We start from the raw sequence: 12,663 nt of genomic DNA on the forward strand, positions 1-12,663 counted from the left end.
ACAGATGGGAAATCTCAGGTGAAGTTCGTAAAGTATTTATTAATCCTTGCAGTGTGTTGCACCTTGCTGGGAGCTGGCTCGATTTATGGTTTGTACAAATATATAGAGCCCCAGTTACCCGACGTTAACACACTGAAAGATGTGCGTTTGCAAACCCCTATGCAGGTTTACAGCGCCGACGGCGATCTTATCGCCCAGTATGGTGAAATGCGCCGTATTCCGCTTAGCCTGCAGCAGGTTCCACCTGACATGGTCCATGCGTTTATTGCGACGGAAGACAGCCGCTTCTATGAGCATCACGGTGTGGATCCCATCGGGATTTTCCGTGCCGCCAGCGTCGCGCTGGTTTCAGGCCATGCGTCCCAGGGGGCCAGTACCATCACACAGCAACTGGCGCGTAACTTTTTCCTCAGTCCGGAACGCTCCCTGATGCGTAAGGTAAAGGAAGCCTTTCTGGCGATTCGCATTGAGCAGTTGCTGAATAAAGACGAAATTCTTGAGCTTTACCTGAATAAAATCTATCTCGGCTACCGGGCTTATGGCGTTGGCGCAGCCTCGCAGGTGTATTTTGGCAAACCCGTTGGCGAGCTGTCGTTGAGTGAAATGGCGACCATCGCCGGGCTGCCGAAAGCCCCGTCAACCTTTAACCCGCTGTATTCCCACAGTCGTGCTGTCGCCCGGCGCAATGTGGTGCTGGCTCGTATGCTGGACCAGAAATACATCACCCAGCAGCAATATGATGAAGCACGTAATGCGCCGCTGGTCGCCAGCTATCATGGCCCGAAAATCGTCTTCTCCGCGCCCTATCTGACCGAGATGGTGCGCCAGGAAATGGTGAAACGCTATGGCGATAATGCGTATACCGATGGTTACAAGGTTTACACCACCGTGACGCGCCGTCTGCAGGAATCCGCGCAGGAAGCCGTGCAGAACAACGTCATCGCCTACGATATGCGTCACGGCTATCGTGGCCCTACCAGCGTGCTGTGGAAAGTCGGCGAGCCAGCCTGGGGGCAAACGCAGATTGTTAAAGCATTAAAAAATCTGCCTCTGTACGGGCCGCTTCATCCGGCCGTCGTAACGCATGTCCAGAGTGACGAAGCCACCGTCATGATGAAGGATGGCAGCAATGTGTCACTGACGATGGCGGGCGTGCGCTGGGCGCGTGCCTTTAAATCGGACACAGTGCAGGGACCGACACCCAAAAGCATTGCACAGGTGCTTCAGCCGGGCCAGCAGATCTGGGTACGCCAGGTCGGCGATACATGGTGGCTGGGCCAGGTACCGGATGTGAACTCGGCCCTGGTTTCACTGGACCCTAATAACGGTGCGGTTCGCGCACTGGTCGGGGGCTTTGACTTCAACCAGAGCATGTTTAACCGCGCGACTCAGGCGCTGCGCCAGGTGGGTTCAAACATCAAGCCGTTCCTGTATACCGCGGCGATGGATCGCGGGTTAACGCTGGCCTCCATTCTGAACGACGTACCGATTTCTCGCTGGGATGCCGGTGCCGGTGCGGACTGGCGTCCAAAGAACTCTCCGCCCACTTACGATGGTCCGATTCGTCTGCGTCAGGGCCTGGGGCAGTCTAAAAACGTTGTTATGGTTCGTGCCATGCGTGCAATGGGCGTGGATTACGCCGCAGAGTATCTCCAGCGTTTTGGCTTCCCGGCACAGAATATTGTGCATACCGAATCGCTGGCCCTGGGTGCCGCGTCGTTCACACCGCTGCAGGTCGTGCGGGGCTATTCGGTCATGGCTAACGGCGGCTTCCTGATCGATCCTTATTTCATCAGTAAGATCGAAAATGAACAGGGACAGACCGTTTTCGAAGAGAAACCCAGAATTGCCTGTCCGCAGTGCAACTTACCGGTGATCTACGGTGAAACCAAAAAAGCGCTGGCGCTGAATGCGGAAAGCGTTGAGAACGTTGCCCCGTCCGCCCCACAGCAAAATCAAGCCGTGCCGCAGCCTGAGCTGGAGCAAGTGCCCGCCCAGCCTCAGCAGGGTGGCGAGCAGCAGTATGCGCCGCACGTGATTAACACACCGCTGTCCTTCCTGATCAAAAGCGCGCTGAACAGTAATATTTTTGGTGAGCCAGGCTGGATGGGGACCGGCTGGCGTGCCGGACGCGACCTGAAACGTAATGATATCGGCGGGAAAACAGGGACGACTAACAGCTCCAAAGATGCCTGGTTCTCGGGTTACGGCCCGGGCGTGGTGACCTCGGTGTGGATCGGCTTCGATGATGCGCGTCGCGATCTGGGTCGCAGTACGCTTTCTGGTGCCATTCCCGATCAGATTTCGGGCTATGAAGGCGGGGCGAAGAGTGCACAGCCTGCATGGGATGACTTTATGAAAGTGGCCCTTGAAGGTGTACCTGTTCAGCCGTTAACGCCGCCTGAGGGCATTGTTACCGTGACCATTGACCGCAGTACGGGCAAGCTGGCCAATGGCGGAGGAAACACACGTCAGGAGTACTTTATCAACGGAACACAGCCAACCGAATATTCGGTTCATGATGCAGGCACGACCATCATGGACAATGGCGAAAGTCACGAACTGTTCTGATAAACGTGAGAGGCGGCCTGGCCGCCTCTCCGCTTTTTACCGCCCGGAAATCTGGTGCTCAATCAGTAATGCAGACGGCCCTGCTTCACCAGCCACTCACGCACCATAAACAACGCACTGACGTTGCGCGCTTCGCGGAAATCAGGCTCCTGCAGTAACGCCAGCATGTTGCTTAACGGCCAACGGTGGACCACCAGCGGCTCAGGCTCATCCCCTTCCAGCTTCTCCTGGTAAAGCCCTTCTGCAACCACGATGTTCATCTTGCTGGAAAAATAGGACGGTGCCATCGTCAGTTTACCCAGCAAAGTCAACTGGCCAGCCCCGAATCCCGCTTCCTCTTTCAGTTCACGGTCGGCCGCCTGATTGACCGTTTCACCCGGATCGATTAAGCCTTTTGGAAAGCCCAGTTCATAGCTTTCCAGGCCCACGGCATACTCTTCGATCAGAATCAGATGATCATCAATGATGGGCACAATCATGACTGCCTCGCGTTCCGACGGTTTCATGCGTTCATAAATGCGCCGGGCGCCATTGCTGAAGGCCAGGTCGACCGCTTCGACAGTAAACAACCGTGAACGTGCTACGGTTTCTACATTGAGGATGTCAGGTTTTTTTAACGACTTTTTCATATCAGCCTCAAACTTGCTGCGCCAGCACTCCGTAGCGAATTAGCATACCTAACCGTGGAGCATTGTGCGACTCAATGACGTCATCCGGTTACGCAGCCCACGTTTTCTCTATGCAATAACGGCTCTATTTCGGGCACAAAAAATTTGCGTTAGTCAATATCTGCCTTCAAAATTCAGACAATGCCGATACAATACTATGTGCATGATAGTTACTATTCTGGCACTGTGTGCTGTAATAACGCCTAATCAAATGATTTACAGTACAATTTTGTTTGTTGTTAAACTTGTCAGAGTTGTTTAACCTCCCATCAATCGCCTGAAATCAGGGGCGCGTCTGGGGACGTAAGTCTAAAGTGAAGGCAGTATTTTGGCTGAATTGAGCAAAGCATGAGCACAATAATTATTATATTGGCCTTAGTGCTAACCTGTTCAATTCTGGCAGGTATTGGATTTTGGTACGCTATGCGGCGCAGGCCGCCGTTGGCGAAACCGTTGCCATTCATCAGCCCGCCCTGCCGTAAACTGACTGAAAGAGAGCGCAGAGCCGTAGAGCAGTATCTTGCCGCCCTGGAAAAACAACCCCGTATTCTCAGCCCTGGTGAATCCCGTCGTCGGCACGAAAAGCTGGTGCTGACCGCCCAGAGCAACAATGTTTATCCGGTTACCCGCGCGATTACCCGCTATGGGCTTTCCACCGACGATCCGCATAAGTGGCGCTACTATCTGGATGAAGTTGAAGTCCATTTGCCGCCGCTGTGGGAACAGTACATCACCGATGAAAATTACGTTGAGTTGATCCGTACGCAATCGATCCCACTCATCATTTCGTTAAACGGCCACTCGCTGGTGGATTACGCGATTGATCAGCAGTCACTGCCTAATCTGATACGTCCGGCATCCACAAATGCCTCTATCCGTAAGGCCGAAAGCGAAAACGTTGAGTTAGTTCGGGTGCGCAAAGAAACCCTGGAAGAGTATCGACTGTCCCGCCCGGATGGCACGCGCGAGGCCGTTATCATCTCGTTTGCGTTGATGATGTTTTTTATTGGTTTGTTATTACCCACAAGTCTGATGATCTGGCTGGTGGTAATTGCCAGCGCGATGGTCGCCGCAAGTCTGTGGTTAATGTACCGGATTCCCGGTGAAAATGGTCTGCGTGAGATCCACTGCCTGCGCGGCGCGCCAAAACGCTGGGGCTTATTTGGCGAGTCCAATCAAGAGCAGAGCAACATCACGCTGGGGATTATCGACCTGATTTATCCTGCGCACTGGCAGCCTTACGTCGCACACGACCTGGGGCAGGTTACAGACGTCGAAATTTATCTTAACCGTCAGGTGGTGCGTCAGGGCCGTTTTCTTTCTTTGCAGGACGAGGTAAAAAACTTTCCGCTTCAGCGCTGGCGGAAAAATGTCGTTCTGGCCTGCGGTGCTTTTATTGTTCTGGCCTTCTTACTCACCTGGATACCGCTCAGTATGCCCATCAAGCTCAGCCTTGCATGGGTAAAAGGTACTGACAGCCTTGATGTCAGTAGCGTCAATCAACTGAGTCGTGAAGATTTGAAAGTGGGTGATAGCCTGAAGGTTACCGGGACCGGCATGTGTGCCGTGCCGGGCAATTATCAAAGCAATCGCACTTATATCTACATGCCGTTCGACTGCTCGCAGATCTACTGGAATAACGCTACGCCTCTGCCACTGCCTCACTCAGATATTATTGAGAAAGCCTCCGCGCTTCTGGAAACCACCACAAAACAGCTGCATCCCGAAACCAATACGGACCCCAAACTGAATCCGCAGTTAGCGTCTGCGATTCAGAAATCAGGCATGATTTTGCTGGATGACTTTTCCGATCTGGTATTGAAAACGCAGGCGCTGTGCAGCCAGGCACAGGACTGTGTTCGGCTTAAAAACGCGTTGGTGAATTTGGGCAATGCCAAAGACTGGGACACATTAGTCAGCCGCGCCGATTCCGGTCAACTTAACGGGATGAATGTCCTGCTGCGCCCTGTCAGCGCGGAAGCGCTGGAAAATCTGGTGCACACCGCGACGTCGACCTTCTTTTATCGTGAAACGCGTCGTGCCACAGAAAATCTCAACAGCCCACCGCCGGGCGGGTTTGTGATTGTCAGCGACGAAGGGCACCAGTTAGTCAACCAGCCTCAGCCCGCGGTTCCCTTGTTTGATCTGGATGCGGCCTCACAATGGCAGGAGCTGCAACGTCTGTCCTCACTGCTGTTGCACACGCCGTTCAGCGCGACGGGCATCATCACGAACATCTACACAGATGCCAACGGCACGCGCCATATCGCCCTGCATAATGAACCTGATGCGATGGCAAAATGGCGCTATCTCGGTGCCGCCTTGCTGTTAATCGTGCTCCTGGCCTGTGGCCTGACTAACGGCCTGCTGGCGCTGCGTCGTATGCATCTGAATCGTCAGCGTATGCTCGCGATTCAGCAATACTACGACACGTGCTTTAACCCTTCCCTCAGCACTATACAGGGCGTGCGCTCCGTATTCTGACCGGCCTGCAACTGTGCTACCCTGTGGCGCGAAAAGGCAATGGGTAAATCCGCCATGATGTGTAACGGTTCTGATATTGATACCGTGCTGTTGGATATGGACGGCACGTTACTGGATCTGGCGTTTGACCGCGTCTTTTGGCGGGAGCAGGTGCCGGATGCGCTGAGCGCGCATCGGGGCATCCCTGTCGAACACGCGCGGCAGTTGATGGAAGAAAAATATCAGGCCGTGTCCCATACGCTAAACTGGTATTGTCTGGACTACTGGTCAGAGGCCCTGCAACTGGATATCCACGCGATGCTCTGGGCACACCGTCATCGCGTCCGCTTACGGCCCGATACGCTGCCTTTTCTGCAGATGCTGCGGCGCACAGGTAAGCGCACTATTCTGCTGACCAATGCGCATCCCTGGAATCTGGACGTTAAACGACGACAAATAGGTTTAGCACCACACCTTGATTTATTACTTTCCACCCATACCTTTGGCTATCCGAAAGAAGATCAACGTTTGTGGCAGGCGGTCGCGCAACACACGGGCTTTGATGCATCACGAACATTGTTCATTGATGACAACGAAATCCTTCTTGATGTCGCTAAATCCTGGGGAATCGGCTGGTGTTTAGGCATCCGTAATCCTGATTCCGGTCGTCCCGAACAACCCTTTCAGCGTCACTATGCAATAAGCCATTACCGCACAGTGATCCAGGCCTGGGAGCAGCTATGAAAGAAAAATCTGAAGACGGTGTTCGTCTTGATAAATGGCTTTGGGCGGCGCGGTTCTATAAAACCCGTTCCATTGCGCGCGAGATGATTGAAGGCGGTAAGGTTCATTACAATGGTCAGCGCAGCAAACCAAGTAAGCTGGTTGAACGTGATGCGGAGCTAACCCTGCGCCAGGGCAATGATGAACGTACCGTCGTAATTACCGGGATCAGCGAACAACGGCGTCCGGCCAGTGAAGCGCAGCAGCTTTATCGTGAAACGGACGCCAGCATTGAGAAGCGCGAAAAAATGGCGCTGGCGCGCAAAATGAATGCGCTGACTATGCCCCATCCCGATCGCCGGCCTGACAAAAAAGAGCGCCGCGATTTGATGAAATTTAAGTTATCGGGTGATGAGTAAGACAGGCCTTGATGCCGCTCACCGCCCGCCCAAAGAGAGAAAAATTATGTCTGTAAACGATCAACTGCGCCGTTATCTGTTTGAAAATGCTGCTGTTCGCGGCGAACTGGTCAACGTTTCAAACACCTGGCGTGAAACCATTAAAAACCACGATTATCCACCCGCTGTGCAAACCCTGCTGGGTGAGTTACTGGTGGCAACCAGCCTGCTTACCGCGACGCTGAAATTTGATGGTGAGATCACCGTGCAGTTGCAGGGCGATGGTCCGCTGACGCTGGCCGTGATCAATGGGAATAATCAGCAGGAATTACGCGGTGTCGCGCGAATGAAAGGCGAGATCCCTGACGACAGCACGCTTAAGAGCATGGTAGGCAATGGCTATCTGGTGATTACGATTACGCCAGAAAAAGGTGAGCGCTATCAGGGCGTGGTCGGTCTGGAAGGTGACACGCTGAGCGAATGCCTGGAAGATTACTTCATGCGTTCAGAACAGCTGCCAACCCGACTGTTTATCCGCACCAGCGATGCAGGCGCCGCCGGGATTCTGTTACAGGTTCTGCCCGCGCAGGACACGGATAAAGAGGATTTCGACCATCTCGCTACGTTGACAGAGACGATTAAAACAGAAGAATTGATCGACCTGCCGGCAACTGATGTGCTCTGGCGACTGTACCATCAGGAAGAAGTGACCGTTTACGATCCCCAGCCGGTGATCTACAAATGTACCTGCTCGCGCGAACGTTGCGGCGAGGTCCTGAAAACGCTGCCGCAGGAAGAAGTCGATGAGATTATTGCCGAAGACGGCAAAATCGATATGCATTGCGACTATTGCGGATCGCATTATGTTTTCGATGCTGTCGATATTGCCGGTATCCGCAGCAACTCCGTGGAAAACAGCAACCGTCTTCACTGATCCGACCAGGGCGGTTCTGCCGCCCTCACCTCTGCTTTGCTATGCCCTTAATTTACTTGATAAATTATCTTTTTTTACTTTCTTAACATCTTAAAAACGTTCGAAACACGACCTTAACGCGCCCTGAGTCGCATTTTTAAAAGAACATACCTTCCCCCTCAGACTCAGTAGAGTACACTGCGCGCGATCTGTCTCCTCGCCTGACCGGGCGGCCTTTGACCGACACGATCCCAAACTCTTTTTGCCCGTACAGAACAGACACCGATTTAAGGAGCAGTAAAATGCGCGTTAACGGCCTGACCTCGAAAGCCCTTGCCGATCTGGGCATCACCGATACCACTGAGGTGGTTCACAACCCTGATTACGACACGTTATTTCAGGAAGAGATGCGCCCGGAGCTCGAAGGTTTTGAGCGTGGCACCCTGACGCAAAGCGGCGCAATCGCAGTCGATACCGGGGTGTTTACCGGGCGCTCGCCTAAGGATAAGTACATCGTCCGCGATGACACCACGCGCGATACGCTGTGGTGGAACGATCAAGGCACCGGAAAAAACGATAACCAGCCTCTGTCGCAGGAAACCTGGCAAGCGCTGAAAAAATGCGTGACGCAGCAGCTTTCAGGTAAGCGTCTGTTTATTGTGGATGCCTTCTGCGGTGCCAATCCTGACTCACGCCTGAGCGTACGCTTTATTACCGAAGTGGCCTGGCAGGCACACTTTGTGAAAAACATGTTTATCCAGCCCAGCGCTGCCGAACTGGATAACTTCACGCCGGATTTTGTGGTCATGAACGGCGCAAAATGCACCAATCCGGACTGGCAGGCGCAGGGACTGCATTCTGAGAACTTCGTGGCCTTTAACCTGACGGAAAGGATGCAGCTGATTGGCGGCACCTGGTATGGCGGGGAGATGAAAAAAGGGCTGTTCGCAATCATGAACTACCTGCTCCCACTGAAAGGCATTGCGTCAATGCACTGCTCGGCCAACGTGGGTAAAGCCGGTGACGTGGCGGTGTTCTTTGGTCTGTCCGGCACGGGTAAAACCACATTGTCTACCGATCCGGATCGCCAGCTTATTGGCGATGATGAACACGGCTGGGACGATGACGGCGTGTTTAACTTTGAAGGCGGCTGCTACGCCAAAACGATTAATCTTTCTGAGCAGGCCGAGCCCGAAATCTACCGCGCCATTCGCCGCAATGCGCTGCTGGAAAACGTGGTGGTGCGTGAAGACGGCAGTATCGATTTTGCGGATGACAGCAAAACCGAAAACACCCGCGTCTCCTATCCGATTCATCACATCGATAATATCGTGCAGCCGGTTTCCAAAGCAGGTCATGCGAAGAAGGTAATTTTCCTGACCGCCGATGCCTTTGGCGTACTGCCTCCGGTCTCCCGTTTAACGCCAGAGCAGACGCAGTACCATTTCCTGTCGGGATTCACCGCCAAGCTTGCCGGCACGGAACGCGGTGTGACCGCCCCCACGCCAACATTCTCAGCCTGCTTTGGTGCCGCCTTCCTGACACTGCACCCCACGCAGTATGCAGAAGTGCTGGTGAAACGCATGGAAGCGGCCGGTGCGCAGGCTTATCTGGTTAACACCGGCTGGAACGGCAGTGGAAAACGCATTTCGCTGAAAAATACCCGCGCCATTATCAACGCGATTCTGGCCGGTGAGCTGGATGATGCGCCAACGGAAACGCTGCCGGTATTCAACCTTCAGGTCCCTAAAACCCTGGGCGATCTGGATGAAGACACCCTGGATCCACGTCGTAGCTGGGAAAGTGAAGCGAAGTGGCACGCTGCGGCGGATGATTTGGCCCAGCGTTTTATCACTAACTTTGAGAAGTATACCGATAATGCGGCAGGTGCCGCGTTGGTTAAAGCCGGTCCACAGCGCTAATCGCCACGGCGCGGCCTGAACCGCCGCGCCGTTGTTTTAGCTCAGCGAAAGATTGCCGCTGTTTTGAACCGCTTCCGGGGTTTCTGCTAACGGCAGCCAGGCACGGATGCGTAATCCTCCCCGCTCACTGTCGCCAATTTCCAGCGAACCCTGATGTGCATCGATAATACGCTGCACGATAGCCAGTCCCAGACCGGTACCGCTGGTGCTACGCGCACTGTCACCGCGCACAAAGGGCTGGAACAGATGGGCCAGTTGATCGGGTTTAATACCCGGGCCATCGTCTTCAACCTGGAACCAGGCGCGATGCAGTTCCCGACCGCTGCTGACCTTGATCCAGCCATTTCCATAACGTGCTGCGTTCACCACCAGGTTAGCCAGCGCACGTTTAATGGAAAGGGGATTAATCTCCAGCATCAACTCTTCCGCCATCACCGCATTTTCGATTTCACGCTCGTAACCGCTTTCTGCGGCCACCACTTCACCCAAAACGCTGTTCAGGTCGGCCAGTTCGGTCTGCATTTCCTGACCGGTGCGCAGGTAGTCAATGAACTGCTCGATGATGGCATTGCACTCTTCGATGTCTTTATTGATCGATTCGGCCAGATAGCCATCCTGCTCGTTCATCATCTCTGTGGCGAGGCGAATACGGGTCAACGGCGTACGTAAATCGTGGCTGACGCCCGCCATGAGCAACGTTCTGTCGTCAGCGAGCTGTTTAACCCCTGCCGCCATCTGGTTGAACGCGCGCGTGACCGAGCGCACTTCTGACGCGCCATACTCACGCAGTGGCGGCGGGATAATGCCTTTGCCGACCTGCAGTGCGGCGTGTTCCAGGTCCACCAGCGGGCGGTTTTGTATGCGGATAAATAGCCAGGCTCCGCCGATCGCCAGCAACATTATCGCCAGGGTATAGCGGAACAGCGGCGAGAAATCACCCTGGTGAATTTCAGTCAGCGGCACGCGCACCCAGATATCGGGCGACAGCCAGGTCTTTAACCAGACAACCGGGGAGTTTTTATTAACCTCGACGCGCACATCGGTCGGACCACCAAGCTGCTGCCCCATCTGATCGCTGAGGAACTTATAGTGCTGTGCCCAGCGCAGTCCGCTCTCCTCTGCCGCCGCATTGGTATAGAGCGAAATACCCAGTTCACGATAGATTTCGCGGCGAAACGCGGGTGGCACTTCCAGCTGCGTGCCATCTTCCAGTTGTAGACGGTCCGTCATCAGCATACGGACTTCATACGCCAGAACCTTATTGAACTGTTGCAGGCTGGGAAGAATGGCGAAGTTCAGCACCACCAGGTAGGTCGTTACCAGGCTGACAAACAGCAAGGTAACGATCAACAACAAGGTGCGGGCAAACGAACTTCGTGGCGAGAAGCGCAACCGCCTCATGCTTTACTGCCGTCCGGTACAAAGACGTAACCCAGGCCCCAAACGGTCTGGATGTAGCGTGGGTGAGCCGGATCTTCTTCCACCATGCGGCGCAGGCGAGAGATCTGAACGTCAATGGAACGCTCCATAGCGCTGTACTCACGACCGCGGGCCAGGTTCATCAGTTTATCGCGCGACAGCGGCTCACGTGGGTGACTCACCAGCGCCTTAAGCACGGCGAATTCGCCGCTGGTTAACGGCATAGGTTCATCTTCACGGAACATTTCCCGCGTGCCCAGATTGAGCTTGAACTTACCAAACGCGATGACCGCTTCTTCCTGCGAAGGCGCACCGGGCAGCTCATTGGCCTGACGACGCAGCACGGCACGAATGCGCGCCAGCAGTTCACGCGGGTTGAATGGCTTGGGAATATAGTCGTCCGCACCGATTTCCAGCCCCACGATACGGTCCACTTCTTCACCCTTAGCTGTGACCATGATGATAGGCATGGGGTTGCTCTGGCTACGCAGACGACGGCAAATCGACAGCCCATCTTCGCCAGGCAGCATCAGATCCAGCACCATCAAATGGAAGGATTCGCGGGTTAACAGACGATCCATCTGCTCGGCGTTGGCGACACTGCGCACCTGAAAACCTTGTTCGGTAAGGTAGCGTTCAAGCAGAGCGCGTAAACGCATATCGTCATCGACGACCAGGATCTTGTAGTTTTCTTGCATTTTTAACTCCCAAAGGCGCGATTGCCTGAGCCAATATTGTTAAAAAAACATGTGGCACAGCGACAGTGTTTAATGGTTTATATTCTAGTCAAAATTGTTACAAAGCATATTAAACAGCAGCTTATATTTAAATTCACGTTCTGCTGACGGAGAAGCCGTTCCGTTTCGTCCTCCGTGGGACAGAATACGGCAAATCTGAAATATTGGCTAAAATTCCGCTATTTACTGGTTTTAACACCGTACCAGTGATAATCGCGCTAACAAAAACAACGGGTTGCCAGAAAATTTGACTTAAATCGAATCTGTTATTGCCCGCTTCTCCGGCAAGCTGCGGTTTATGACTCTGATAACAGCATATTCTTCCGCAAAAAAACAGGATAATACGCGACCGTTCTCGGATTAGTATGAGATCCGCTTTTAATGAGTCCACTTGCAGCTAAAGTCCAATAAATCAATCAGTAAAGCTCACTTTGCGTACTGCCTGATATCACCCAGACTAAAGCAACGCCAATCTGTCGCTTTACGGGGAAAACATGAAAAAAACGATCTTACTGCTGAGCGTACTGGCCTTGTCCAGCATCAGCCAAAGTTATGCCGCCCCTGCAGCCGGTGAAGCCGCCGGTGCACAGGCCACCACAACCGCTCAGGGCAACTCCAATGCCATCGGTATTGGTGCCATTGGCGCGCTGTTGGGCGTAGCGCTGGCGACCGCAGGCGGTGGCGGCGGTGATGGTAACAGCAGCAGCACCTCAACCACGACGTCGACCAAAGCGGGTAAATAAGTCAGCCTCCTCGCCTCATTGTGCTTCCCTGAGCGTGAAGCGCAGTAAAAGGGTTTTTAGCCTGTTAAAAACCCTTTTCTCGCCCCCTTTTTCGCCACACCGGATT

General features: G+C 53.8%; 10 protein-coding genes. 7 read left to right on the forward strand and 3 right to left on the reverse strand.

Going from position 1 to position 12,663, the window contains the following annotated elements; genetic code table 11:
• The first annotated feature begins 18 nt into the window (after positions 1-18).
• A complete protein-coding gene (mrcA, locus tag RAC90_RS15565; RefSeq protein ID WP_375124527.1) occupies positions 19-2,571 on the forward strand; it encodes a peptidoglycan glycosyltransferase/peptidoglycan DD-transpeptidase MrcA in 2,553 nt (850 codons plus the stop codon).
• Between the two features lie 62 nt (positions 2,572-2,633).
• On the opposite strand, the gene nudE is transcribed toward mrcA, so the two are convergent.
• Positions 2,634-3,200 (reverse strand): ADP compounds hydrolase NudE, encoded by a 567-nt coding sequence (gene nudE / locus RAC90_RS15570; protein ID WP_006121006.1) that lies wholly within the window; start codon positions 3,198-3,200, stop codon positions 2,634-2,636.
• Positions 3,201-3,587: 387 nt separating this feature from the next.
• On the opposite strand from nudE, the gene RAC90_RS15575 reads away from it, so the two are divergent.
• The 5 genes from RAC90_RS15575 (at position 3,588) to pckA (ending at position 9,658) form a co-directional block, all read left to right on the forward strand.
• Positions 3,588-5,723 (forward strand): intracellular growth attenuator family protein, encoded by a 2,136-nt coding sequence (locus RAC90_RS15575; protein ID WP_039342672.1) that lies wholly within the window; start codon positions 3,588-3,590, stop codon positions 5,721-5,723.
• A 57-nt stretch (positions 5,724-5,780) separates the two neighbouring features.
• A complete protein-coding gene (yrfG, locus tag RAC90_RS15580) occupies positions 5,781-6,446 on the forward strand; it encodes a GMP/IMP nucleotidase (RefSeq protein WP_375124554.1) in 666 nt (221 codons plus the stop codon).
• The gene (gene hslR / locus RAC90_RS15585; RefSeq protein WP_006121008.1) at positions 6,443-6,844 is read left to right on the forward strand and encodes a ribosome-associated heat shock protein Hsp15; all 402 of its coding nucleotides are present in this window, start codon (positions 6,443-6,445) and stop codon (positions 6,842-6,844) included. The genes yrfG and hslR overlap by 4 nt, the downstream gene beginning before the upstream one ends.
• A gap of 46 nt (positions 6,845-6,890) precedes the next feature.
• Positions 6,891-7,757, forward strand: a complete 867-nt coding sequence (hslO, locus tag RAC90_RS15590; RefSeq protein ID WP_006121009.1) for an Hsp33 family molecular chaperone HslO — start codon at positions 6,891-6,893, stop codon at positions 7,755-7,757.
• Between the two features lie 281 nt (positions 7,758-8,038).
• Positions 8,039-9,658, forward strand: a complete 1,620-nt coding sequence (gene pckA, locus RAC90_RS15595; protein ID WP_054686900.1) for a phosphoenolpyruvate carboxykinase (ATP) — start codon at positions 8,039-8,041, stop codon at positions 9,656-9,658.
• Between the two features lie 36 nt (positions 9,659-9,694).
• Here pckA and envZ read toward each other — a convergent pair whose 3' ends face one another.
• Both envZ and ompR read right to left on the reverse strand, forming a co-directional pair.
• Positions 9,695-11,059: a two-component system sensor histidine kinase EnvZ gene (gene envZ, locus RAC90_RS15600; protein WP_006121011.1), complete on the reverse strand. Its 1,365-nt coding sequence runs from the start codon at positions 11,057-11,059 to the stop codon at positions 9,695-9,697.
• On the reverse strand, positions 11,056-11,775 hold the full coding sequence (gene ompR, locus RAC90_RS15605) for a two-component system response regulator OmpR (RefSeq protein ID WP_001157751.1): 720 nt from the start codon (positions 11,773-11,775) through the stop codon (positions 11,056-11,058). The genes envZ and ompR overlap by 4 nt, the downstream gene beginning before the upstream one ends.
• A gap of 533 nt (positions 11,776-12,308) precedes the next feature.
• Here ompR and yjbE point away from each other — a divergent pair.
• Positions 12,309-12,557, forward strand: a complete 249-nt coding sequence (yjbE, locus tag RAC90_RS15610) for an exopolysaccharide production protein YjbE (RefSeq protein WP_006121012.1) — start codon at positions 12,309-12,311, stop codon at positions 12,555-12,557.
• Positions 12,558-12,663: the final 106 nt, after the last annotated feature.

Origin of the sequence: Pantoea sp. CS_6 (genome assembly GCF_041954745.1) — a bacterium.
Lineage (GTDB): Bacteria > Pseudomonadota > Gammaproteobacteria > Enterobacterales > Enterobacteriaceae > Pantoea > Pantoea stewartii.